This window comes from Dorea amylophila, from assembly GCF_025567265.1.
GTDB classification, from domain to species: Bacteria; Bacillota; Clostridia; order Lachnospirales; family Lachnospiraceae; genus Dorea_A; species Dorea_A amylophila.
On record NZ_JAOQJW010000004.1, the window covers coordinates 34,044 to 59,661 of the forward strand.

Annotated in this window: 23 protein-coding genes; 1 reads left to right on the top strand and 22 read right to left on the bottom strand. The window is 43.4% G+C overall.

Features of this window, described 5'->3' with window-relative positions; all coding sequences use genetic code 11:
• Positions 1 to 3: 3 nt before the first annotated feature.
• From OCV72_RS02955 to OCV72_RS02990, 8 genes are all read right to left on the bottom strand, one after another.
• Positions 4 to 1,284, bottom strand: coding sequence for a nitrogenase component 1 (locus tag OCV72_RS02955; RefSeq protein WP_055281814.1), 1,281 nt, complete (start codon positions 1,282 to 1,284; stop codon positions 4 to 6).
• Positions 1,281 to 2,042 carry a nucleotide-binding protein gene (locus tag OCV72_RS02960; RefSeq protein ID WP_055281816.1) on the bottom strand — a complete coding sequence of 254 codons (762 nt, stop codon included), beginning with the start codon at positions 2,040 to 2,042 and terminating at the stop codon, positions 1,281 to 1,283. The genes OCV72_RS02955 and OCV72_RS02960 overlap by 4 nt, the downstream gene beginning before the upstream one ends.
• Before the next feature lie 734 nt (positions 2,043 to 2,776).
• Positions 2,777 to 4,105 carry an MATE family efflux transporter gene (locus OCV72_RS02965; RefSeq protein ID WP_055281818.1) on the bottom strand — a complete coding sequence of 443 codons (1,329 nt, stop codon included), beginning with the start codon at positions 4,103 to 4,105 and terminating at the stop codon, positions 2,777 to 2,779.
• A 290-nt stretch (positions 4,106 to 4,395) separates the two neighbouring features.
• Positions 4,396 to 5,028: an HD domain-containing protein gene (locus tag OCV72_RS02970; RefSeq protein ID WP_055181618.1), complete on the bottom strand. Its 633-nt coding sequence runs from the start codon at positions 5,026 to 5,028 to the stop codon at positions 4,396 to 4,398.
• 69 nt (positions 5,029 to 5,097) lie between these two features.
• Positions 5,098 to 6,468, bottom strand: coding sequence for a PhoH family protein (locus OCV72_RS02975; protein ID WP_006426107.1), 1,371 nt, complete (start codon positions 6,466 to 6,468; stop codon positions 5,098 to 5,100).
• A gap of 226 nt (positions 6,469 to 6,694) precedes the next feature.
• On the bottom strand, positions 6,695 to 7,792 hold the full coding sequence (locus OCV72_RS02980; protein WP_055281820.1) for a glycerol dehydrogenase: 1,098 nt from the start codon (positions 7,790 to 7,792) through the stop codon (positions 6,695 to 6,697).
• A gap of 122 nt (positions 7,793 to 7,914) precedes the next feature.
• Complete coding sequence (locus OCV72_RS02985; protein ID WP_055281822.1) at positions 7,915 to 8,325, bottom strand: peptide deformylase; 411 nt, start codon at positions 8,323 to 8,325, stop codon at positions 7,915 to 7,917.
• On the bottom strand, positions 8,322 to 9,335 hold the full coding sequence (locus OCV72_RS02990; RefSeq protein WP_330376546.1) for a ketopantoate reductase family protein: 1,014 nt from the start codon (positions 9,333 to 9,335) through the stop codon (positions 8,322 to 8,324). The genes OCV72_RS02985 and OCV72_RS02990 overlap by 4 nt, the downstream gene beginning before the upstream one ends.
• A 386-nt stretch (positions 9,336 to 9,721) precedes the next feature.
• On the opposite strand from OCV72_RS02990, the gene OCV72_RS02995 reads away from it, so the two are divergent.
• Positions 9,722 to 10,795 carry a M24 family metallopeptidase gene (locus OCV72_RS02995; RefSeq protein WP_055281826.1) on the top strand — a complete coding sequence of 358 codons (1,074 nt, stop codon included), beginning with the start codon at positions 9,722 to 9,724 and terminating at the stop codon, positions 10,793 to 10,795.
• Between the two features lie 229 nt (positions 10,796 to 11,024).
• Here OCV72_RS02995 and OCV72_RS03000 read toward each other — a convergent pair whose 3' ends face one another.
• From OCV72_RS03000 to fabG, 14 genes are all read right to left on the bottom strand, one after another.
• Positions 11,025 to 12,467, bottom strand: coding sequence for an MFS transporter (locus OCV72_RS03000; RefSeq protein ID WP_055281828.1), 1,443 nt, complete (start codon positions 12,465 to 12,467; stop codon positions 11,025 to 11,027).
• Between the two features lie 96 nt (positions 12,468 to 12,563).
• A complete protein-coding gene (locus OCV72_RS03005) occupies positions 12,564 to 14,090 on the bottom strand; it encodes a response regulator transcription factor (RefSeq protein WP_055281830.1) in 1,527 nt (508 codons plus the stop codon).
• The gene (locus OCV72_RS03010) at positions 14,071 to 15,768 is read right to left on the bottom strand and encodes a sensor histidine kinase (RefSeq protein WP_055281833.1); all 1,698 of its coding nucleotides are present in this window, start codon (positions 15,766 to 15,768) and stop codon (positions 14,071 to 14,073) included. Before OCV72_RS03010 ends, OCV72_RS03005 begins: the two co-directional genes overlap by 20 nt.
• Complete coding sequence (locus OCV72_RS03015; RefSeq protein WP_330376551.1) at positions 15,765 to 16,796, bottom strand: ABC transporter substrate-binding protein; 1,032 nt, start codon at positions 16,794 to 16,796, stop codon at positions 15,765 to 15,767. Before OCV72_RS03015 ends, OCV72_RS03010 begins: the two co-directional genes overlap by 4 nt.
• 16 nt (positions 16,797 to 16,812) lie before the next feature.
• Positions 16,813 to 17,001, bottom strand: coding sequence for a hypothetical protein (locus tag OCV72_RS03020; protein ID WP_242859192.1), 189 nt, complete (start codon positions 16,999 to 17,001; stop codon positions 16,813 to 16,815).
• Positions 17,002 to 17,071: 70 nt separating this feature from the next.
• On the bottom strand, positions 17,072 to 17,800 hold the full coding sequence (locus tag OCV72_RS03025; protein ID WP_055281835.1) for an NAD-dependent protein deacylase: 729 nt from the start codon (positions 17,798 to 17,800) through the stop codon (positions 17,072 to 17,074).
• 168 nt (positions 17,801 to 17,968) lie between these two features.
• On the bottom strand, positions 17,969 to 18,421 hold the full coding sequence (locus tag OCV72_RS03030; RefSeq protein ID WP_028088536.1) for a MarR family winged helix-turn-helix transcriptional regulator: 453 nt from the start codon (positions 18,419 to 18,421) through the stop codon (positions 17,969 to 17,971).
• A gap of 57 nt (positions 18,422 to 18,478) precedes the next feature.
• A complete protein-coding gene (locus OCV72_RS03035; protein ID WP_055281837.1) occupies positions 18,479 to 19,549 on the bottom strand; it encodes an NAD(P)H-dependent flavin oxidoreductase in 1,071 nt (356 codons plus the stop codon).
• Positions 19,550 to 19,594: 45 nt separating this feature from the next.
• Positions 19,595 to 21,301 (bottom strand): acetyl-CoA carboxylase carboxyl transferase subunit, encoded by a 1,707-nt coding sequence (locus tag OCV72_RS03040; RefSeq protein ID WP_055281838.1) that lies wholly within the window; start codon positions 21,299 to 21,301, stop codon positions 19,595 to 19,597.
• 12 nt (positions 21,302 to 21,313) lie between these two features.
• A complete protein-coding gene (locus tag OCV72_RS03045) occupies positions 21,314 to 22,648 on the bottom strand; it encodes an acetyl-CoA carboxylase biotin carboxylase subunit (protein WP_055281840.1) in 1,335 nt (444 codons plus the stop codon).
• Positions 22,649 to 22,678: 30 nt separating this feature from the next.
• Entirely contained in the window at positions 22,679 to 23,107 is a 429-nt protein-coding gene (gene fabZ / locus OCV72_RS03050) for a 3-hydroxyacyl-ACP dehydratase FabZ (protein ID WP_055281842.1), read from the bottom strand.
• A 9-nt stretch (positions 23,108 to 23,116) separates the two neighbouring features.
• Positions 23,117 to 23,584, bottom strand: coding sequence for an acetyl-CoA carboxylase biotin carboxyl carrier protein (gene accB / locus OCV72_RS03055; protein ID WP_055281844.1), 468 nt, complete (start codon positions 23,582 to 23,584; stop codon positions 23,117 to 23,119).
• Positions 23,585 to 23,613: 29 nt separating this feature from the next.
• Positions 23,614 to 24,852, bottom strand: coding sequence for a beta-ketoacyl-ACP synthase II (gene fabF, locus OCV72_RS03060; RefSeq protein ID WP_055281846.1), 1,239 nt, complete (start codon positions 24,850 to 24,852; stop codon positions 23,614 to 23,616).
• 15 nt (positions 24,853 to 24,867) lie between these two features.
• Positions 24,868 to 25,617: a 3-oxoacyl-[acyl-carrier-protein] reductase gene (fabG, locus tag OCV72_RS03065; protein ID WP_055180671.1), complete on the bottom strand. Its 750-nt coding sequence runs from the start codon at positions 25,615 to 25,617 to the stop codon at positions 24,868 to 24,870.
• Position 25,618 lies beyond the last annotated feature (1 nt).

The window sequence follows — 25,618 nt, forward strand, 5'->3', positions numbered from 1 at the left end:
CGCCTACACCTCCAACAGTCTTTCGCACAAATGTCTCACACCCGCATATCCGTACGGCTGCACTTCTTCGTTCCACATCACGTTTTTCACATCCGGATGATAGTAGCAGGCATCTTTGCCAATTGTAATTGTAACCCCGCTCTCTTCCGGATCATAATACAGCATGGTTGGTTCCATATTGGAAAATACTTTTGTCTGCGGACTCAATTCAGATAAATTCTTCAGGTATACAAAATTCTCGGCGGTCAGCGTTCCATAGATCTCAGCCACCCGGAATCCATACTTTACAAGCGCCAGTGCCAGTTCGAACGGATCCCCGTTCATGCATTCCCCGATGGCGAAAACTGCATCCGGCTTCGCAGATTTCAAGCATTTTACGGAATCAAGTGCAGCAGCCTCCGCTTCATGATCTTCGAATGGAATCCCCAGAACCTTCCCCAGTGCCTGATACTGCTTCGTTATCTTATCAATCTGGTACAATCTCCGAAGTTCGATAAATGGAATCTGTAATTTCTCATGAAAATCTTCCGCTGCGAATCTCGCTTCCGGATGTAATACCAGATTGAAATTCGCCTCTGCCATCGTCTGGTACTCTTCGTAATCTTTGCATCTGGATATCTCGTGTACCGTCTTTACGCCTGCTTTTTCCAGCATTCCGTATAACTCACAGTCATCCATAAGTGGTGAGAAGAATCCCAGCAGATTCACGACATTTCCTTTCTTCTTCTTTGGTTGCAATAAAGAATATAAGGACTGGCGCACATGCACCATCGGTGGCTTCCGTCCTTCTCTTGTCAGCGCATACATATAACACGGTCTGACCGAAAGTCCTGTCTTTTCTTCGGATTTTCTGCAGATCCGTTCCATATCTGTTCCAAGAAGCGCATCTACGCAGGTAATGCAGATCATCACAACCGACGGCTTCTTCGCAAGGCTTTCGCAGATCTCCTGTACTGCCTTCGGTACCTTCTTCAAGTGTCTTCCCGTTACGATATCGGTCTCATCCATCGTAAGATAAAAGAACCGGTCCTCATACTGCGGCATGGAACTGATCATGGACGTATTCCGTCCGCAGCATCCCGGTGCCACGATCAGCATGATCGAATCCGGGATCGCAAGCCCCGCTCTCTTTACACCGAATCCTTCCGCTCCCGGCGAATTAAATGCAAGCGTCGCCGGAGAACTGTAAATCAGATGCGTATTCGACCGGAACTGCTCCGGAATATCATCCCTTCCCCGCTTCTGTAATTCTTCTACCGTACAATAATAGGCAGTCCCTCTCATACCTGTTCCTCATCTTTCCATAATATTTCCGCCAGATCATAGAAGCATTTACTGATGTCCGACTCCGGATTGCCCTCGATCACCGTCTTCCCCTGGTCTTCACAACGGTTAATTTCATCACTTCTTGGAATCTCTCCCACGATGTCAAATCCATGCTCTTTTGCAAATGTCTCTACTTTTTCATTTTCATTTTCTACATTTCTGTGATTCAGTACGATTCCGAACACTCTTGCATAACTTCTGTCTTCAAAGTTCTTTACTGCTTTTGAAATGTTATCTGCCGCATAAAGTGCCATCTTCTCCCCGGATGTCACGATCAGGACCTTCTCTGCATAGTCTTCCCGGATCGGCGCTGCGAATCCGCCGCAGACTACGTCACCAAGTACATCGTACAGAACCACATCGGGCTTATAGGTCTCGAATAATTTCAAATCTTCTAATAACTGGAATGTGGCAATGATTCCTCTTCCCGCACAGCCCAGTCCCGGTGTCGGTCCGCCCGTCTCGATACATAAGACATTTCCAAATCCTTCTCTTGCAATGTCTTCCAGTTTCTCCGGTTCTTCATCTTCCTCTCTCATATAATTCATGACCGGTCTTAACGGTTCCCCACCGAGCAGGTTCATCGTCGAATCTGCCTTCGGATCACAGCCGATCTGGATTACTTTCTTCCCCATCGTGGCAAATGCTGCCGCCAGATTGGATGTGACGGTAGATTTTCCGATGCCGCCTTTGCCGTAGATTGCTACTTTTAACATGTGTGTTCCTCCTGCATGTTCTTATTGCTGAAAACTTACCTTTGAAAGTTTTTCTTGTATACTTAGATATAATAAAGCACGATATACCCAAATGGCTCTCTTTCATGTTAGAAATCGCCTGATTTTGTATACCGTGCTGTAACATAACCTGCTGTTAACTACTTTTTAATGAAACGAATTCATAACTATTCCTGCTCGGGACTTACCTTGCAGTCAGAGTCATTCTTTTTTTATTTTCTTCCCTGTATTTTCTTCTCTTTACATTCGGATAGATATCGATCACTCCGTCTGTATCAATAGGTTTATTATACTCTTTATTCAATTAGTCAGTCAACGCAAACCTGTAGTCTCTTCTTTTACAATTTTCTCTGTCTTTACCTGCCCTTTTTGCGCAAAAGAACAGGGCTGCCGCACACATCATTTCGTACGACAGCCCTGTTCATATTTATAAAAATTAAGGAATTAATAAAATGGATAAAAGATCGGCAATACAATGAACACTGCAATGACGACGACTCTCGGATCCGCTCCCAGTGACTCGGCAATGGTCCATGCGATCGGACATAAAATACTTTTTCTTCCGTAAATCCAAAGCTGGTCTCATATTCCTGAGATGTAGAAATAATCACATTCAGATTATTCAGATCTGAAAAAACTTTCTTTCTGACTTTTAACTTCCCACTTCTTACTTTATATTCTCTACTCTTATATGATCTCTTTCGCTATCTCTTCTACTATCCCTTCACGCCTTTCCGATACACCACATACGCAATCACCGCAGTCACCACTTCCGTGATCCAGAACGCATGCCATACTCCGACCGCTCCCATAAAACGGCTGACAATGAATGCCACCGGAATAATCACAACCACATATCTGCATAACGAAATGATCAGTGAATGCACACCTTTTCCAAGACCTTCCAGTGCCCCGCTGCAGATAACCGATATCGATGAAGCAAGGAATCCAAGACTGATGACTCTGAGTGCCACACTTCCGGCCTTCATCGTTATCGGATTCGCTGTAAATAATCCCATCAGCTGTCCCGGAACTGCCAGACAGATTGCCATTCCGGCTGCCATCATCACGAGTACCAGGATCAGGCCATCCTGGAAGATCTTATGTACACGCTTATGCTCTCCTGCTCCGTAATTATATCCGAGAAGCGGACGCATTCCCTGCACGATTCCATTTGCCGGAAGGTAGAGGAAGGTCTGCAGCTTATAGTAGACTCCGAGAACGAATACGTAGACTTCCCCATAGCCTGTAAGTATTACGTTCAATACAGAGATTAAAAGCGACGGAAGTGCCAGGTTCAGGCTTGCCGGAATTCCGATTACATATAATTTTTTCCACAGCTTCAAATCAGCCTTCAGATATTTCTTTCTGTATTTCACCGGAAGCGGATTCACGATATAAAAGATCAGGTACAATACTGCTCCTGCTGCCTGTCCGATTCCTGTTGCAAGTGCGGCTCCTTCGATTCCCATCTTCGGAAATGGTCCAAGTCCGAAGATCAGGACTGGATCCAGGATAATGTTGATAATCGCACCTGACATCATACAAGTCATTGACTCCACCATACGTCCGACCGCCTGAAACGTCTTCTCAAATACCAGCTGCCAAGATAATGCCGTAGCAAATAAAAATGCAATTCTCGAATAACGCACACCATAGTCCACAATCTGTGCATTTCCCGTAAACATCTGTAAAAACGGTCTCATTACGGCAATTCCCAGAATCATAAATCCGACTCCGTGAATCGTCCCTAGCAGCATTCCCTGTGTTGCCGCCCTGTCTGCCATCTTTTTATCCTGCGCTCCAAGATAAAATGAGATGACCGCATTGATTCCGATTCCAAATCCGATCATCACCGCATTGATCAGATTCTGCACTGGATACACCAGTGATAACGCCGTCATGGCATCTTCGCTGATCCTGGCGATGAAGAAGCTGTCTACAATATTATAAAGTGAACTCACCATCATAGAAATGACCATCGGCAGTGCCATCGATACGATCAATTTTAATACCGGTTGTTCTTTCATATATGTCTGATCCATATATATCCCCTTTCTCTCATATGTACTATCTATTAATCTTCTAATTCTATTGCGGATCTTTGCAATGCTTTTCTCTATTTTCCCATCTTGTCACAGATTGTTTCAACTGAATATGTAACATCAAAAAACCACATGGTTACTTCTACTCAGTAACCATGTGGCGAAAAATAGATTGCTCCAGAAAAATCCACATTCATTTTAGGGTTGTATTATAGCACTGTCTTTCAGGGAATGTCAATCACTAGTTCTATGAAATCATCTTCCAATTTTCCCTCATTTGTCACATCCGATTAACAGATCTTATTCCCGTTCGCTTTCATCTTGAATTTCATTCCCAGCATCTCTGCCGCACGCTTGCACATCAGCATACGCTGTAAGAAAATCTCAAAATAATCTAATATAGAACAGATTCCTTCATCCAGTTCAATCTCCAGCAGAATCACCTGCTTTTCGACATTTACATGCAGACTGGATGCCACTGCAGCATAATTCACCCGGTCATGTTTGTCAAAGCTTTCCTTGATCGTGTTCCGCACACGGTTTCTTCTTACATCCGTCTTATCCGCCAGTATCAGTGCTGCCGATACCGCATCCACTGCCATGCCGGTTGCCTCATCATGCTGACCGATTGCACTGACGATCACTGCGATGTCTTCATCCGGTGCTTTCAGATCCCGCAGTATCTGAAATGCCATGATCGCGGAACTATGTGCATGATCCACACGGTTTACACAATTTCCCATGTCATGCATATAGCCCGCTATCCTGGCAAGCTCGATCGTATGCTGGTTATACCCTAATTTTTCCAGAATATTTCCGGCAGTTTCCGCCACTTTTACTGCATGTCCTCTGGAATGTTCGGTAAACCCAAGTGCTCCAAGTACCCTATTTCCCTGCTCAATATAGGCATTCACCTCCGGCATATTTTTGATTGCTTTATATGTTACTTTGCTCAATTTTATTTCGTTCCCTTCTAATTCTATAATCTATGTCTATAATCTGTGAATCGCATCCATCGCAAGTTCGGAACGCTCACATTCTTCTGCAGACATTGTAATCTGATAACATAAAGGACTACCCTTCATGTATTCCGACGCATAACTAAGTCCATTCGTTCTCTCATCTAGAAATGGCCGGTCTATCTGATTCGGATCACCAAGCAGAATGATCTTCGTTCCTTTTCCGGCTCTTGTTATGATTCCTTTCACCTGATTCGGAGTCATGTTCTGCGCCTCGTCTATGATCAGATAGGTCTTCACAAATGAACGGCCTCTGATGAAATTCATTGCTTCTGTCTGGATCAGTCCTCTTGCAAATATCTCTTCGATCTTACCCTGTAATTCCTGTTCATCCTGATAACGCTCTTCTTCATCCGAATCAATCAGCTGCTCTAGATTATCTACGATCGGACGCATCAAAGGTGATATCTTTTCCTGCTCGTCTCCCGGAAGGAAACCGATATCCTGGTCAAACTGCGCATTCGGTCTGCAGATCAGAATTCTTCTATATTCTCCGGTCGGATTGTTCAGCACCTTCTCCAGTCCGACTGCCAGTGAGTAAAATGTCTTCGCCGTTCCTGCCATTCCTTTTACAATTACAAGCGGTGCTTTCTCTGCGGATTTCATCAATGCTTCCTGTAAAAAATACTGTCCGGCATTCCTTGGTTTGATGCCATAAGGCTGGCTCTTTCGGAATTCTAACGATACTACTTTCTTCCCTTCAACTCTTCCAAGATGTGTCTTTTTCACAGACTGATCTGCCTTCAATATGATAAATTCATTCTCCGTAAGTTCCGGCTGGATCTTATTACCATCTTCATCGGACAAATAAAGTTCCTTCAGATGAACGCCTTTTTTCTTGAATTCTTTGAACTTGTCTTCCGCCACATAGCAAATCTGTCTGCCGCTGTACTGTCCCTCTTCTTCGATGACCTGCTCTGTGCTGAAATCCTGGGCTTCAATTCCGAGAATCTGTGCTTTTAACCTAAGGACCAGATCTTTTGTCACCAGAACGACCGGCTTTTCTTCTTCCCGGATTCCCTTACATACTTTTAAGATCCGATTATCCGGCTTATCTTCCGGAAGGCTTTCCGGCAGTTCTACATTTACACAATTGGCCTCTACACGGAGGATTCCTCCATTTTCCATCTGGACACCTTTTAAAAGGTCTCCTTTCAGTCTGAGCTTTTCCAGAAAACGGATCGCCCGCCTTGCATTTGCTCCCTTTTCTCCTTCTGCTTTCTTCAGGCCGTCCAGTTCTTCTAATACAACCAATGGCAATATCACCCTGTTTTCTTCAAAACACTGACATGCATAAGGTGCCTGGATTAAAATATTGGTATCAATAACATAGGATTTGATCATAGATATTTCTCACACTTTCTGATTTTGTTTTTTGTACATTTTCAGGTATAGTATGAAAATATTGAATTTACTCGATATTTTTGTAAAAAAGATGTTAAGTTATTCTTGAAATCTACTGAAATTTTCAGATTCATATACAGAATGATTCTGCAAAATAATACAGAGAACCTGTCAATGGCAGATTCTCTGTATTTATTATGTATTTTTTATTTTCACAGATTCTTGACTATTCTCCGAGGAAATATTTTCCGTATGCATCTGCTGCCTTGATTGCTGCACATACAGTCTCCGGTGTTACCTCGAATGGCATATTGTGAAGCGTGTCGTTCTCTGCACAGGCTGCCGTTGCAACTGCCATCAGCTTCTCATCTGTTACTTCTGTGATTCCCAGTTCTTTTAATGTCACAGGCAGTCCCAGTTCGATACACCAATCGATGATATCTTCCAGTTCTTCTGCCGGAATGTTCTCCAGTACCAGCTGTGTAATCGTTCCAAATGCGACTTTCTCGCCATGATACATGTGATGGCACTCATCCAGTACGGTAAATCCATTATGAATTGCGTGCGCTCCTGCAAGTCCGCCACTCTCAAATCCGATACCACTCAGCAATGTATTGGCTTCGATGACTTTTTCTACAGCCGGTGTACATGCTCCTGCTTCCAAAGCAAGTTTTGCCTTTACTCCTTCTGCCATCAGCGTATCAAAACAGAGTTTTGCAAGTGCGATTGCTGCCTGTGTGACCTGTCCACCCGCACATGTCGTTGCTCCGCTTACCTGACAGGCTCTTGCTTCAAAATATGTTGCCAGCGCATCACCCATTCCGGAAACGGTAAGTCTTACCGGTGATTTTGCAATGATCTCAGTATCCATCAGAACCATGTCCGGGTTGGCCGGAAGGAATAAGTACTCTTCGAATACACCAGCATCTGTATAAATAACAGACAGTGCGCTGCAAGGTGCATCTGTTGAGGCGATCGTCGGACAGATCAGAACCGGTGCTTCTTTATAATAAGCAACTGCCTTGGCCGTGTCCAGGATCTTACCACCGCCGATACCGATCACGACATCACAGCCCTTCTCATTCATGATGTCTACCAGTCGGTTGATCTCATTCTTACTGCATTCTCTGTTGAAATACTCGTACACAGGTGTGATCTCGTATCCTTCAAATCCGGTATTTACAACGTCCCCGATACGTTTATATCCTGATTCTGTGATCAGTACAAGTGCTTTTTTGCCATACTTCTGAGCATATTCACCCAGCTTCTTCAGCTCACCTGCACCCTGTACATATTTACTTGGACTACATAAAATCTTTGCCATGCTATTACCCTCCTGTAATCTTCACGTTTTATATGTTATTTTATTAACAATCTGGTTTTATTGTATGCTATCGATACAGTTGTGTCAATAAAACAGGAGGAAAACATTTACTTTTCTTAGTGTCATATCACTATACCCTGACAGTGATCTATCTCATGCTGAATAATCTGTGCCGTCCATCCGGTATATTTCTGTCTCTGCTTTTTGAAATTCATGTCCTGATATTCTACTTCAATCTCCTGATATCGAGTGCATTTTCTCACACCTGTAAGGGAAAGGCAGCCTTCTTCCGTCTCATATTTTCCGGAACGTTTTACAATCTTCGGATTAAACATTGCCATATTCATGAATCCCATATTAACGGCTATGATACATTTCTTCACTCCGATCATATTCGCTGCCATGCCGACACAGCCTTCCTCGTGCGCTTTCAATGTATCTAACAAATCCACTGCAACCTGCTTGTCCGTCTCTGTTGCCGGCTCGGATCTCTGGTTCAGGAAAAATATGTCTTTCATAATCGGTCTTATCATGCTTTGTTACTCTCTTTCGTATGTGTCTTCATATAATTATAGAATTCCTGATGCAACCGCTGGAATTCTTCCGGTGCATGCATCGCATGTCTGTAAAGGAATTTGTTGCCAAATTCACTCTGATATACTCTGCTTAGAACCCCTGCCAGCATTCCTGTCGGCATATCTTTGATCATATAGAGCTTTGCCGGGCACAACATTCCCTTCTGGGCGATCCACTTCAGGTTCTTTTTCATCCGATAAGCTGTCAGCGTCATCAATTTTTCATTTGCACAGATTTTTTCCGGATGCCTGCTCTGGTAATAAGCATCTGCCAGCGGAATGATCACGCCAAGATGTGATATCTGCCAGTGATGCATTTCCGGAACGATCTGGTATGGAATGTGGCTTTTTCTAAATATATATGCCAATGCTTCTTCCCTGCTGCTCTTTCTTCCTCCTATCTCACCGAATGTTGTCGGCTGAATTGCTCTTGGCAGAAGCTGCGCATCCAGAATCCCACCTTCAATGCAGCCACCCGCTCCCGGAAATGCCGGAAGGATCCTTCCTTTTCCGCAGATTTTCTCCCACCTGCCATATGGTTTGATCGTATTGATCATAGTGACAACATTCGGACTTTTATTCTTACTGATATCTTCCAGTGCTTCTTCTACTTGATTCTCACGTACGGTCAGGAAAATAAACTGGTAGCGGTCATCCGGCTTTAACTCACTGATCGTCTTAACCTCAACTTTATGCGTTCTTGTCTTGCCTCTGTACCATAGACCGTGTCCCTGTAATTCTTTTAACCGCTGCCCTCTTGCTAAGACTGTTACATCTAGTCCTGCTTTGGCGAATCTGGATGCGTAGAAGCTTCCGATGACTCCGGCGCCGTAGATTAGGATCCGCATGGTGTATTCCTCCTTGGTGTATATTCGTATGTTCTGTATGGTTTCTTGTATTCTTTGATATATATCTTCTGTTATAGCATCTGTTGTAATTCTAACACCCGGACTTTTGGATTTCAACATTGTTCCCGTTTATGGTACCATTGATTGTATTCTATTTTCTGTTTTTCATTTGTTAACAATTTCTTCCTAATTCCATCACACTTTCATCACATATTCCTTCTATACTAAGAATTGTTCGAAAGAACAAACACTTTAAATCTTTTTCATAACTTTTTCCTCAGGACTGCACTCCTCCCAAACAATGCAGTCCTATTTTTTTACAAAATTACCGGAGGGGACACAAAAAAGCCACAAACTCCGTCCACACTGGCCCATTAGAAATTGTTGTCAGAACATTTCAAAAATTAATCCTTTAAATTCACTAAAATTCTAGTCATTTTAGCCAATTCATGTTATTATCTTAAATAGGATTTTTAACAAAACGCACAGGAAGGAGCATTTTAACAATGGACGAAAGAATTAGCCGCGTATTGGAAAAAATGAAAGAGAAAGGAATTGATCAGTTATTGGTATCTGATCCACTGAGCATCCGCTTTTTAACAGGAATCATGGTAAATCCTGGGGAAAGATTATATGCCCTGTTACTTAGAACAAGTGGAAAACATACATTATTCCTGAACTATCTGTATTATGTATCAAATACAGGATTCGAAGAAGTATGGTTCAGTGACATGGATGACCAGATCGGTGTTCTGATGGAGCACATCGATACAAAGAGCACTCTTGGAATTGACAAGACATGGCCGGCTCGTTTCCTCATTCCACTTCAGGAGCGCTGCCCTGAGATGAAGACTGTATGGGGATCTGACTGCGTAGACGGTGTTCGTGCTGTTAAAAACGCTGAGGAGATCGAGATCATGAAACATGCATCTGTAATCAATGATACGGTTATGGAAAGAGTTGCTAATTTCATCAAAGAAGGTATGACAGAAAAAGAAGTTGCGGACTTCATCGATGCTGAGTACCTGAAAGAAGGAGCAAGCGGAGTAAGCTTTGATACCATCGTATGTTTCGGAGCTAACGCTGCTGACCAGCACCATACACCAAGTGAGACAAGAACTCTGAAAGCCGGAGAATGTGTCCTGATCGATATGGGTTGTGTATGGAAAGGTTACTGCTCAGACATGACAAGAACATTCTACTGCAAGAGCGTAGATGATGAGCAGGCTGCTATCCACGATCTGGTTCGTACAGCAGTTGAGAAAGCAGAAGCTGTTATCAAACCTGGTATGCGTTTCTGCGATATCGACGCTCAGGCAAGAGATCTGATTGACGAAGCTGGATACAGTGAGTACTGGAGAATCCGTCTTGGACACTTCATCGGACAGGAAGATCACGAGTATGGTGATGTAAGCCCGATCAACAAGAATGTAGCTGAGCCTGGTATGATCTTCTCTATCGAGCCTGGTATCTACCTCGAAGGCAAATACGGTGTTCGTGTTGAGGACCTTGTTCTCGTAACAGAAGACGGACATGAACTTCTGAATGCTGTAGATAAGAAATACCGCATTGTTGGTTAATTTTAAATCTTACATATTATTTTTTAAAGGCAGGACTTCATTTCCTGCCTTTTTATGTGCCAAAGTTTTCTGTATCTACAGAACCTGCCACCGGCAGCTTCTTCCGAACGCATGGCGATTAAAATAAGCCGGAAGACATTACATCTTCCGGCTTATTCCTAATTACCATTCAAGTTCACATTTTCTATTCTATATTTTCTGACTCGGCTTTCTCTTGCTCAGCTTTTTCTTACTCAGCCTTTTCTCTACGCTCATCCAGTTCTTTTCTGACTGTCGGATAGATCTTATCAATTCCCATGAATAAGTACCAGATGATAAGTACAATTACTGTAATTACCAGTGGCAGATACAGGAACAGTCCTTTGATTGCGAAGATTGCACTTGCTGACTGAACGGCTGCTGTTCCGTCATAATGTCCGGCTGCCAGGATCCATCCAAGTGCTGCTGTTCCAAGTCCGGTTCCGATCTTCTGTCCGAAGCTTGTCACACTATAAGTAATTCCTTCTTCACGGATTCCGTCTTTCCATTCACTGTAATCTACGACATCTCCGACAATTGCGAACAGGCATGAATACAATGCCGCATGTCCGATTCCCTGTAACACCAGACCAGTGTAAATCATTGGAAGATTAACAGGTCCTGCGATTTCAAGCACCAGTCCTGCTGCGTAGAATAAGAATCCTACAAACAGTGCTTTGATCTTTCCGAATCTTTTTGTAAATACCGGGATCAACATAATCGTAAGGATGGTCGGGATATAGTTGAACATGGTCATTGTACTGTTCAGCATCTCATCCCCTAATACGTATTTTGCATAGTAGATTCTGGATCCTCCGGTTAATCCAAGCGATGTATAGATCACTGCAAATGCAAGTGTGATCAGGATAAAGTATTTATTTCTGCAAAGGGTCTTAATTGTTTTCAGCGGATGTGTCTTCTTCTTCGCTGTTGTTTCTTTTTTGATTGGTTTGTATCTTTCTTTTGTTCCGGCAAATGTTGTGATGAACATTCCAAGTGCTACGATTGCATACACGATACTCATGCATGTCCAGCCACGCTGTCCGTTTCCAAGGAAATGTACCAGTGGAATCGTGATCACGTTAATCACAAGCTGTGCGATCATGGTAAATTCAAAACGGATCGTGTTCATGACATTTCTGTCGTGCTGCTCTGTGGTTACCAGTGAAAGCATTGTATTATAAGAAAGGTTAGATGCTGTAAAGCATACCGCTGCAAGGAATATGTATACAAGTAACAGGTAAATTGCTTTTCCATTTGCACCAAGGTCCGGTACTGTAAAGATCATGATCAGGCTGATGACCAGCGGTGGCGCACTCCAGAGTACCCACGGACGGGCTTTTCCCCATCTGGTGTTCGTCTTATCTATAATGATTCCCATAAAAAGATCCGATACGCCATCGAATAATCTGGCGATCAGCATCAGTGTTCCTACTATTCCTGCAGCAATACCTGCCACATCAGTACAATATATCGTCAGGAAAGAGGCTACCGTTGTCCATACCAGATTTGCTCCGATATCACCTACTCCATAACAGATTTTCTCTCCCAGAGATACTTTCATTCCATCCGCATTCTCTGTGATGGCTTCCTGTGTATTCTGTCCGGCTTTTTCTTTACTCACTCCGACGGATATTTTATCAACCGCTTCCATCTTAATTCCTCCTCTTTTTTGTTCTGAACCCACTATATCAGAATCCAAATTTTAAAAAGGAGCAATTTTTTCGGAAAGGAGTAATTTTATAAACTGTTATGCATTAATCCGCCTGTATTCATTTGGAAGCATCCCTTCTTCCTGTTTAAATACTTTACTCATATACTTTGGATTGGAAAATCCAGTCATTGCAGCTATCTGATTTAATTTCAGATCTGTATCCAGAAGTAATTCTTTCACATGCATGATTTTAAATTTTCGTACCGTCTCCGTAAAGGAAGTCCCCGTTTCTTTCTTTAATTGTGTTCCCAGATATTGCTCTGTAACATGAAGTCTTCTGGCTGTTTCTTCCAAAGTAATCCCGTCACTATAACATTCTTTCATAATTATCAGTGCTTTTTGTACCAGATATTCAGAAGATGTCTGGTTGATCTGACTTATCTCGATGCTGGAGAATAATTCCATCATGACTGCTTCTATCTCCTCCCAGGAAACTGCACCTAAGATTGTCTTTAACACTCTCTGAACCATCAATTCCTCATCCCGCAATGTGCCACACTCCTTGGCTGTATTGATTATCGCATATGCGAAACGGATACACACTTCTCTGAGTTCCTGTGGACTGTGTACTTCTATGCGTCCATATTTCATGAATTTCTGAAAACAACCGGTAAATTCTTCTGCATTCATATGTATTACTGCACTTCTGGCCCTGTTTTCAAGCTCTGCCGGATAAATGAACTGATACGTTCTCATCTGTAGAATTTTCTCGCATTCAATCAATACCCTGTCTCCGAGTATCAGATGCCAGCCACATGCCTTCTCTAATTCCAGCTCTGTCTCAGTCAGTCTGTTAAGTCCCTTACATTCCTTCCATGTAAATACGCCACGGTCATGCAGTCTTACGGAACATGCCGGTACTACCGAATGTTTTACGTATTTCAATAATTTACTGACATCTTCCTCACCATAAAAGCAGACCAATGCGGCCTGTTGTTTTTCACGAGGCAGCCAGCACAGTTTCCGTTCCGGATTGTGTTCTTTCAATTCCTCCAGAAATAATCCGACTTCTTTCTTCTCACTTTCATAATATTTTCCAAGGAAAATGTACATACAATACAGGCTGTGTCCCTGAATGATTCCATAATTATCTGCCAGCACAGCGTCCAGCCTTTCATTCTTCTCATATTCACCATCCAGGATATCCTTCAGAATCTTTTCCAATGAAAGAGAATTCTTTCCCCTCTGTTCTACAAATAACTCTTCTTTAATTTTTTCCAGCGTTTTCTTTAGTTCTGTCAGATTCACCGGTTTTAGCAGATAATTTTCAATTCCCAGTTCGATTGCTTTTTTCGCATAGCTGAAATCCGAGTAGGCTGTAAGAATAATCACTTTTGTATAGATTCCTCTTGCCCGTGCTTCTTTCAGCATCTGCAGTCCATCCATATCCGGCATCTGGATATCCAGCATGATCAGATCCGGCATTTCCTCTTCCAGAAGTATCAGTCCTTCTGCTCCATTCTCCGCACTGCCTACGACCTGATATTCCGGACTTATCTTATTTAAAATATGTACAAGTCCTTCTCTGATCGGTTTTTCATCTTCAATAACTGCTATCTTCATCTTTTTGTTTCTCCTGCAATGGCACAAACAAATGTACTTTCACTCCACTTGGAGATACATTTTCAAAATAAATCACTGCATCTTCTCCGTAATAAAGTTTCAGACGTTTTCTTACATTCGAGATTCCAAAATGATTCTTGATCTCTTTTCCCATATTCAGGTCTTTCAACTGATCTTCTTCTATATGCCGGCCGTTGTTTGCGATAATAATATGCATCTGTTCTTCCGCTTTGGATACCTCGATCGTCAGACGATGTACTCCTTCATAACCACGGAAACTATATTTGATCGCATTTTCCACAAATGGCTGCAACAGCATCTTGTGAATCTTGCAGTTCCCGTACGAATCTTGAATTTTAAATTCCAGTTCAATCTCTTCTCCCAGTTTTTCCTGCTGGAGAAGGATGTATTTTTCCAGCCATCCTTTTTCCGCATCAATTGTGGTAAATTCACCGGCATCATTGATCGCATAGCGCAGGATGTCCGCAAGTGCCACCAACATCTCGCTGATCTCATATTGTTCATTCTCAATTGCTTTCCAGTTGATCGTATCCAGAATATTATAAAGGAAATGTGGATCGATCTGAGCCTCTAATGCAGAGATTTCTGCATTCTTCTGCTCCATTGCCGATTCTTTTACCTGTCCGATCAAATTGTGGATACGTTCCGACATTTCATTAAATCCTTCAGATATTTCCTGAATCTCTGTACTGTCTTTTTCTTTGACTTCAAGCTTTTCCCGGAAATTATCTTTTTCGAGATTTTTCATTGCATCCACAATGTCATTTACCGATATCATGGCCGGTTTGGTAACACGATAGATCAGAAGGACAAAGATCAGCAGAACAGCAAGCGCTACCATGATCCAGAATATCACCTGTTCTTCAATTGCTTTCTGATATTCACGAATCGACTGACATAAGAGGATTGACCAGCCGCTTCTGGCATTTTTGATTGCCTTCTGATTAACCTTTGCACTATCCAAAGCCTTCTCTTGCCGGCCAAGCATCTTTGTATCTTCTGCCCCTACGATCACTCCGTCTTTCACAAGATATACTCTGGACCCTTTTCCTGCGCTTAATACCGATTCCAGTTCATCCAAATTGACAGACAGGATTACATATCCTAGATCCTCACTGATATCCCAGTAATTAACGACCTTTCTCCCGATATGAAACATACGCTCAGGATTGTCCGTATCTTTATCAACATCATAGGACAGCAGCTTTGTCTCATCCGGAATTTTTACCTTTTCCATCCATGTACTATTTACCGAAGATGACGACAGTCGGTCGTAAAATATCCGCCTCTTGTCTGAAAGCACAAGCTGGATTCCGTCAACTCCTTCATTTCTATTACAGATATGGGCAAAATCTCTTCTCATATTATATGCATCCGCTTCCGGAATTTCTTCCGAATCATTTGCATTTACTACAAGGCTCAGAAATTCTTCATCTGTTGTAATAGCATAAAGTAACGTTTCGTATTTATCCAGCGTCATATTCAGGCTCTGATTTGCTTTCTGCAAGTCAGCCTCTGCCTGATTGTTCATATTCTCTAATGTACTTGTCTTTAATCTCTCCTGCGATATCAGTGCAAAAATAGCAAGCGGAATACATGCCGTAATGATAAATGACGGGATCAATATCTGCCGGAGATTCTTCTTTCGCTTTTTCATTTTTTTTCCGCTCCAATACTCTCTATCTTCTCCGCACCTTTATCCAGTATCGTCTGTGAATCTTCTTCATTTACCAGGATCTCTCTTAATGTATCGGAAAGAGTCAATGAGATCTGCGGCCAGTTACTGCTGATCTCTCTTATCCTTGCATTCTGATACAGATCTATAAATGCCCCTTTTTCTTCATCGTTTTTGAACTGTTGCTGCATAATCTCCTGCCTTGGTGCAAGAAATCCGAATTCATCTATGTAGCTTTTCATTCGATTCTCATCAGCAAGAAATCTCAGAAACTGAACCGCATATTCCTTATTTTCATTATTTGCCACCGCCAGAATCTCTCCTCCTGCAACTGTCACCGGATTGTCTCCACATGGAATTGCTGCCACTCCAAATTCGAGATCCGGATTGCCTTCTCGGATGCTGTCGATTGCCATAGAAGAATTGAACATCATTGCAATCTTGCCCTTTATAAACTGATTCGTCAGATCTCCCATCGTTAGGGAAATACTCTGCAGACTTAAGCTTCCTTCCTGTTCCATATTTCTCAAAAACAGAAAAGCCTGCTGCCCGCTTGCTGTATTAATACGATGGATATCGCCACCCATAGACCACAGGATCGGCAGGAACTCATACATACTTTCTTCCGTCTGCAATGCTGTGATTGCGAATCCTTTTATCGTTTTATCACTGACCTTCGCCGCAATTTTTTCGAATTCTTCCCAATTGTCCGGGACTTTACATCCGGCTTTCTCCAGAATCTTCTTATTATAAAACATCGCCGTACAGTTCACTCCAAACGGCTGTCCATAGATTCTTCCATCCGCAGAACATGGTGCCAGCGCTTTTTCTGAATACTCCTGTAATTCCGGGATCTCATCTGTCAGATCTGCAAATGGTTTCATCTGATGGAGAAATTGAAAATCCGAAGAATCCACCAACGCAATATCCGGCATTTTTTCTTCCGACATGGACAATGCCAGCTGTTTCTTGAAATCTTCATCCGGTATGTAGGATACCTTAACTTCTATTTTATCTTGTGACTGGTTAAACTGATTCTACCAGTTCTTCCAGATGCTGCTGGTTTCCCGGAATGTCCCAGTAATGCCACAGTTCGATTTGTTTTTTCTTTGTTATTTTTGTTTTCTCTTGTTTCTGGCAGCCTCCGCACATGAACATGGAAGCGATCATTACTGCACACAGGCAGACAGAAATGTATTTTCCTGTTCTCTTCATCTTCTTTCTCCAGTTTTTAAGTTCTTTTCCAGTCCTTACCACTTTTGGCACTTAGTACTTCCAGCGCTTACTACTGTACCTTTATCTGTCCCAGTATCTCCCCGATCGGTGCCGCAATCGTCAACTCCGCACCAACTTCTCTGGCTGTTGCACCCTTATTGATCACCACCAGATGTTTTCCTCTGAAATAATCAATAAATCCTGCTGCCGGATAAACGATCAGTGATGTACCACCTATGATCAGCGTATCTGCTTCACTTATTGCCTTCACACTCTTATTGATCACAGCAGAATCAAGACCTTCCTCATAAAGTACAACATCCGGTTTGAGCATTCCTCCGCAGCTGCATCTCGGGATTCCGTCTGCATGTTTTACATAAGCCGCATCGTAGAATTTATGGCATTTCATGCAGTAATTGCGATGAATACTTCCGTGCAGTTCCAGTACATTTTTGCTTCCTGCCGCCTGATGAAGTCCGTCAATATTCTGCGTGATAACAGCAGTTAATTTGCCGGCTGCTTCTAATTCTGCAAGCTTACGATGTGCAGCATTCGGTTTCGCATCCAGGAACATCATCTTCTCCTTATAGAATTCATAGAATCCTTCCGGGTTCTGTACGAAGAAACTGTGGCTTACAATCTGTTCCGGTGAATACTTATACTTCTGCCGATATAATCCATCCGCACTTCGGAAATCCGGAATATCACTCTCTGTAGAGACACCTGCACCTCCGAAAAATACAATTCTTTCACTGTCATCAATAATTGTCTGTAATTGTTCTGCTTCTTTTTCGTACATTGCTATTCCTCCTGAATTCTATGAATTTTATTTTGTATTTCTGACATATGCAGAAAAAACTGCCCACAACCTGTAAAGGCTGCATGACAGTCACTTTCTATCTTCTTATTTGTTATTCTCTTTCTCGATCCATGCAGCTACTTCATGCAGATTTGGAAGATAACTCCATCATTCCTTATTCTCACTATACCCGGTAAAGAATTCAGATAATGCATCCAGTGTCTTCACAAGTACCGGAAGTTCGGTATCATCCAGTTTGTCCAGGATAGCCTGTGTCATCTGTCTGTGGTAATCTTCGTGATGATGGTAAGCCTTTACACCTTTTTCTGTCAGCTTGACAAGAACGACTCTTCTGTCTTCTTCACTGCGGTGACGCTCCACATATCTTTTATTCACCAGACTGTTCATGGCAGTCGTAAGGGATCCTACCGTAATATTCAGCTTTCTGGCGATGGAAGACATATTATTTCCTTCTCCGAGTCCGATTGCTTCTATTACATGCATATCATTATTTGTAAGATCCTTGAACTCGTCCGTAATAATCGCCTTTTCTTCCAGCTCCCATATTTCATTGATCAGACTGACCAGTGTCTGATTGATCATCTTATATGCGTCATCCATTCCCATCTTCTGTAATTTCCTTCACTTTAACTCTTCATTCTTTACTCTTGTCTTTTATTATACCCTTTCTGGCATCAGAGAATCAATAACTTCTTTCACAGTTTCCAGATGATCTGCTCTGTATGCATATGCCCCGCAGAAAAGTAATGCATCATCGACATTTCCCTTTGCGGCATTGATCAGTGCCTGCGTAATACAATATGGTGTCGTTCCCGGATTACAGTGTTTCAGACAGCGGTAACAATGTGCGGGAGCGATCCTGCCCTGTTCTTTTACTTTTTTCATAAAGGGATTCAGAATCGCACGTCCAGGCATTCCCACAGGACTTTTTACGATCACAATATCTTCTTTTCCGGCATTCAGATATGCTTCTTTATAGCGGATGTCTGCGTCACATTCTTCCGTTGTAACGAATCTGGTTGCCACTTGTATCGCATCTGCCCCAAGGGAAAATGCATGTGCGGCGCTTTCGCTGTCATGAATTCCTCCACCGATTGCTATCGGAATCTTCTTTTCGTATTTATCCGAATAGTTCTGTATGATTTCTTTGATTTTCTGAATCTCCTGATCGTATATTGCCTGTCCTTCATATTCATCCAGCTGATCTTCACGAAATCCCAAATGTCCCCCGGCAAGCGGTCCTTCGATCACTACCAGATCCGGTATTCTTTGATATTTTTTATCCCAGTACTTTAATATGACATTCGCCGACTTTGCAGTAGATACGATCGGCGCAAGCAGAATGTCCGAATCCCCCACATATTTCGGAAGTTCCGTCGGAAGTCCCGCTCCCGATACGATCAGATCTGCGCCTGCTTCTACCACCGCATGCACATATTCTTCATAATGCTCCATGGCAACCATCAGATTAAATCCTATGATTCCATCCGGTGCCAGTTTTCTTGCTTTTTCATATTCCGATTTCACCGCTCTTAAGTTTGCTTCTAATGGATTCTTTTCAAAATCTTTTTCTTTAAAGCCGGGTTGAGCGGCAGAGATAATCCCTATGCCGCCCTCTTTTGCAACTGCTCCGGCAAGATTTCCAAGGCTGATCCCTACTCCCATACCACCCTGGATAACCGGAACTTTTGCCATCTTTGTTCCTATTTTCAATGGTTGTATTTCCATATCTTTTTTCCTCGTCATATTATAGAATTTATGTGTTCATACCTATTACATATTTCTGAAGCGCTCGTATCTATGTCTTATCAATTCCTGTTCTGACATGCTTCCATATCTCATCAGAAACTCTTCTATTGCTTCATTTATCTGCATGATCACAGAATCCATATTCTGAACCGTATATGTTTCCGGTTCTGCGAAAACACGCTCTACAATTCCCTGTGCTTTCAAATTCTCTGCTGTCAGCTTCATCACTTCTGCGGCTTCTTTTGCTTTAGAACTGTCTTTCCATAAAATGCTTGCGAATCCTTCCGGCGAAAGAATCGAATAGATAGAATTCTCCAGCATCCACACTTCATCCGCAGTTGCCATCGCAAGTGCTCCACCGCTTCCGCCTTCACCGATAATGATAGATACGACCGGAACCTTTAATCCGGACATCTCATAGATATTTCTGGCAATCGCTTCTCCCTGTCCGCGCTCTTCTGCTTCCAGTCCGCAGAACGCTCCCGGTGTATCGACCAGACAAATGACAGGTCTGGCAAATTTTTCTGCCTGTTTCATCAGTCTTAATGCTTTTCGATAACCTTCCGGTTCCGGCATGCCGAAGTTTCTTTCGATATTTTCTTTCGTATTTCTTCCCTTTGCCTGTGCGATCACCGTTACCGGCATGCCATGGAACCTTGCCACACCGCCAATGATTGCTTTGTCATCCGCAAAATATCTGTCACCGTGGAATTCTACAAAGTCTGTAAAGAGCGCATCAATGTAATCACTTCCTACCGGACGGTCTTTTCGTCTGGAAAGTTCTACTCTCTGCCATGCCGTTAATTTTTCTTCTTTCCTTCCGTCTGCCACCAGATCCTGAGCACATTCTTTTCTATTAAAATCTGTTCCTTTTCCATTCTCATGAAGTGCAAGGATTTTAGAAAGTACTGCTTTCATCTGCGGACGTTCTACAATGGCATCCAGGAATCCATGTTCCAATAAGAACTCTGCTCTTTGGAATCCCTCCGGAAGCTTTTGGCCGATGGTCTGCTCGATCACTCTTGGGCCTGCGAACCCGATCAGAGCTTTTGGCTCTGCCAGGATCACATCCCCGAGCATCGCAAAGCTTGCGGTTACTCCGCCAGTCGTGGGATCAGTCAGTATGCTGATATAAAGAAGTCCGGCATCACTGTGGTGCTTCAGTGCTGCGGATGTCTTTGCCATCTGCATCAGAGAGACGATTCCCTCCTGCATGCGGGCCCCTCCGGAGCAGGCAAATAAGATGACCGGAAGTCTTTCTTCTGTTGCCCGTTCTACTGCCCTTGCTATCTTCTCTCCAACTGCTTCTCCCATGCTGGCCATCAAAAATCTCCCATCACAGACTCCGATAGCCGTCTCACGGCCGTCAATCTTTGCTTTTCCTGTTATGACTGCTTCTGAAAGCCCTGTCTTTTCCTGCAGTTTTTCCAGTTTTTCTTCGTATCCTTTGTATTCCAGAGGATTCCCTCCCTGAAGATCAGAATCCCACTCTTCAAAAGAACCTTCATCTGTGACCATCTCGATCCTTCGTCTCGCATGCACGCGGAAATATCCCCCGCACTTCGGACAGATGTAATGATCTTTCTTTACATCCTCTGCAATAATTGCTCCTCCACACTTGTTACATTTGCGGAGTAATCCCTCCGGTACTTCCGGTCGTCTGGTAAATGTAATATAATTCTTTCTTCCGACAGCAATTCTGGTTTTCTTAAATACGTTGTCCAGCTTCATCAGCAGTCACCTCTACAGTCTTTCAATAAATTCAATATCTATATTTCCCTCAATGTAATCCGGATGATTCACAATTCCATACTGATAATCCACATTCGTGTCAATTCCTTCTATAATGACCTCACCCAGCGCACTCTGCATCTTGTGGATTGCTTCCTGACGGTTCTTCGCCCATACGATCAGTTTTGCCACCATGGAATCATAATATGGCGGAATCGTATAACCACTGTATATTGCAGAATCGATGCGGATTCCCTTTCCTCCCGGAAGATACATATCCGTGATCGTTCCCGGAGACGGGCGGAATCCTTTCTCCGGATTCTCTGCATTGATCCTGCACTCGATCGCATGTCCGGTCAGTTTAATGTCTTCCTGTGTATAGGACAGCTTCTGTCCGGATGCGATACGGATCTGTTCCTTTACAAGATCTACACCGGTTACCCATTCCGTTACCGGATGCTCCACCTGGATCCTGGTATTCATTTCCATGAAATAAAAGTTCCCGGATTTTTCTAATAAGAACTCGATCGTTCCGGCATTCTCATACCCTGCTGCTTTGGCGGCTTTCACCGCCGCATCTCCCATCTTTTTTCTCAGTTCATCTGACAATGCAACAGATGGGGATTCTTCAATCAATTTTTGGTGATTACGCTGGATGGAACAGTCTCTTTCTCCCAGATGGATCACATTGCCATATTTATCTGCCAGAATCTGGAACTCAATATGTCTTGGATTTTCTACAAAGTGTTCAATGTACATCGTCGAATCGGCAAATGCCATCTCAGTCTCTTTCTGCGCCGTCTGAAATGCAGATTCAAACTCTTCCGGTGTCCATGCAGTACGCATGCCTTTCCCTCCGCCGCCAAGGGCAGCTTTTATAATAACCGGATAGCCGATCTCCTGTGCCAACGCAGCACCTGTCTTTGCATCGTAGACCGGTTCCTTACTTCCAGGTATGACCGGAACGCCTGCTGCCATCATCGTATTTCTCGCAACCTGTTTATTACCAAGGCTTGCAATGACTTTGGAATCCGGTCCGATGAATGTAATATTGCATTGCTCACATAATTCTGCAAATTTACTGTTCTCAGACAGGAATCCGAATCCGGGATGAATTGCATCTGCACCACTGATGATCGTTGCACTGATGATATTTTCCATACTGAGATAGCTGTCTTTTGACGGAGCAGGACCTATGCAGATTGCTTCATCTGCAAGCTTCGTGTGCAATGCTTCTTTATCTGCCTCGGAATAGACCGCCACAGTCTCTATTCCCATCTCACGGCAGGCACGGATGATACGCACTGCAATCTCTCCCCTGTTTGCGATCAATACTTTTTTAATCATCTTTCCTTACACTCCTATGCTGCTTTTTGTTTATCCAACCATGAATGTCAGTTCTGCACTGACTACTACCTTTCCATCCACACTTGCGACTGCCTCGCCGACACCGACAGGCCCTTTTCGCCGGATGATCTTCGTCTCCAGACGTACCTTGTCTCCCGGAACGATCTTACCTTTGAATTTACATTTATTGATTCCGCCGAAATATGCAATCTTTCCTTTGTTTTCTTCCAGACTTAAGATTGCAACCGCACCGGCCTGCGCCAGCGCTTCCACAGTCAGTACTCCCGGCATCACCGGTTCTTCCGGAAAATGTCCGGCGAAGAATTCTTCTCTGTAAGACACACATTTATATCCCACTGCGTATTCTCCCGGTACATAATCCTCAATGTAATCCAACAGAAGAAATGGGTGGCGGTGCGGGATGATTTCTTTTATCTGATTGATATCCAAATGATTCATACTGTCCTCCTACACGATGCGGAACAATGGCTGTCCATATTCCACACCTTCCTGATTATTTACCAGAATCTCTGCGACTGTTCCGCTGTAATCGCTTTCGATCTCATTCATCAGCTTCATTGCTTCTACAATTCCGAGTGTCTGTCCTTTTTCTACTCTGTCACCGACTTTTACGAAACTTTCCGCATCTTCCGCAGGTGCTGCATAGAATGTTCCTACCAACGGGGATTCCACTACATTCCCGACAGGTATTTCTTCGGCAGATGTTCCCGATATCTGATCTCCTTCTGCTGCTTTTTTTATCTCAGCAGCAGAAGTTGTTACCGCATTCACCGGTGCAGACAGATTTTCCGTCACATAGCATGTATTTTCTTTCTTGCTCAAATGCAATTTGATTCCTTCTTCCTCATATTTAAATCCTGTCAGATCTGACTTTGACACGGCATCTATGAGTTCGATCATTTTCTCCATTTCCATATGCTTTTTGTCCCTCCTGTGATTCTCCGCTAGCCTTCATACCGCTTCAACAATAACACTGCATTATGCCCTCCGAATCCAAGCGAGTTGGTCAGTACATAATCCACTTTCTTCTCAATCGGCGCACCAATTGCATAATTCAGGTCACATTCTTCATCTGCGGTTTCTGTTCCGACAGTCTGATGAATGAAGTTATCCTGAATTGTCTTCACACAGGTAATAAACTCTACACCTCCTGCTGCGCCAAGCAGATGTCCGATCATAGATTTTGTAGAATTGATCACAACATCCTTTGCCGCTTCGCCGAGTGCCAGCTTAATTGCACGTGTCTCGAACAGGTCATTATGATGTGTACTGGTTCCATGTGCATTGATATAATCTACCTGAGAAGGTTCGATCCCGCCTTCTTCCATTGCAAGTTCCATTGCTTTGGCTGCTCCGCTTCCGTCTTCTGCCGGAGAAGTAATGTGATATGCATCTCCCGTAGAACCATATCCGACAAGTTCGGCATAGATGACTGCACCACGTTGTTTTGCATGTTCCAGTTCTTCCAGAACAACTACACCTGCACCTTCTCCGAGAACGAATCCATCCCTGTCTTTATCAAATGGTCTGGATGCCTTCATCGGATCTGTAGAAGTCGAAAGTGCTGTCAGACTTGTGAATCCTGCGACTCCGGTCTCACAGATACATCCTTCTGCTCCACCCGCCAGCATCACTTCTGCGTCACCATACTGGATCGCACGGAATGCATCACCGATGCAGTTTGTTCCACTGGCACATGCTGTGACAACATTCGTGCATTTTCCTTTCAGCCCAAGCTGGATGGAAATATTGCCTGCTGCCATGTTCGAGATCATCATCGGAACCAGCAATGGATTGACTCTTCCCGGTCCTTTGGTCCGGATCTTTTCATATTCTTTTTCTACTGCCTGAAGGCTTCCGATACCGGAACCTACGATCACACCGACACGGAACGGATCTTCTTTTGACATATCAAGTCCGGAATCCTCGAATGCTTCTTTCGCCGCCGCTACCGCATACTGGGAAAATGGCTCCATTCTTCTTGCTGCCTTAAAATCCATTCTGTCTTTTGCCTGAAAATCTTTTACCTCGGCCGCAATTTTCACCTTATATTCCGTAGTGTCGAATTTTGTGATCTCTCCGATTCCTACTTTACCTTCTTTTATACCGTCCCAGAACTCCTCTACGGTATTTCCGATCGGAGTCACTGCTCCAAGTCCTGTCACTACAACCCTTCTCTTCATATATCTTAATCTCCTTTACATCACCATACCGCCGTCTACATGCAATACCTGTCCGGTAATATATCCCGCATCCTCTGACGCAAGAAATGCAACTGCATTCGCCACATCTTCTGCTTTTCCGAATTTTCCAAGCGGAATCTGTGCGGCAGACGCTTCTTTTATCTTTTCCGGAAGTACTTCTGTCATGTCGGTCTCGATAAATCCCGGTGCAACTGCATTGACCGTGATTCCTCTGGATGCCACTTCTCTGGCTGCTGTTTTGGTCAGTCCGATCACACCTGCTTTGGACGCCGCATAATTTGCCTGTCCTGCATTACCGCTGACACCTACAACAGATGCCATATTTATAATGCGTCCGCTTCTCTGGCGGATCATCTGGCGGAGCGCAGCTCTTATTGTATGAAATGTTCCCTTCAAGTTTGTGTCCAATACCTTATCAAAATCTTCTTCTGACATCTTCATAAGGAGTCCATCCTTTGTGATTCCTGCATTATTAACCAGAATATCAATTCTTCCCTGCTCCTTGATCACCGTCTCGATGAATTCTTTACAAGCATCAAAATCGGCCACATTACATTGTATGATCACCGCTTTACCGCCTGCAGACTCAACTTCATTCTTTACTTCTTCGGCTCTTTCTCTGGAACCGTTATAGTTGATCACAACTGTTGCTCCTTTTGATGCAAGCTTTACAGCGATTGCTTTTCCAATTCCTCTGGATGCTCCGGTTACAACCGCAACTTTTCCTTCCATTGTCTGATCCATC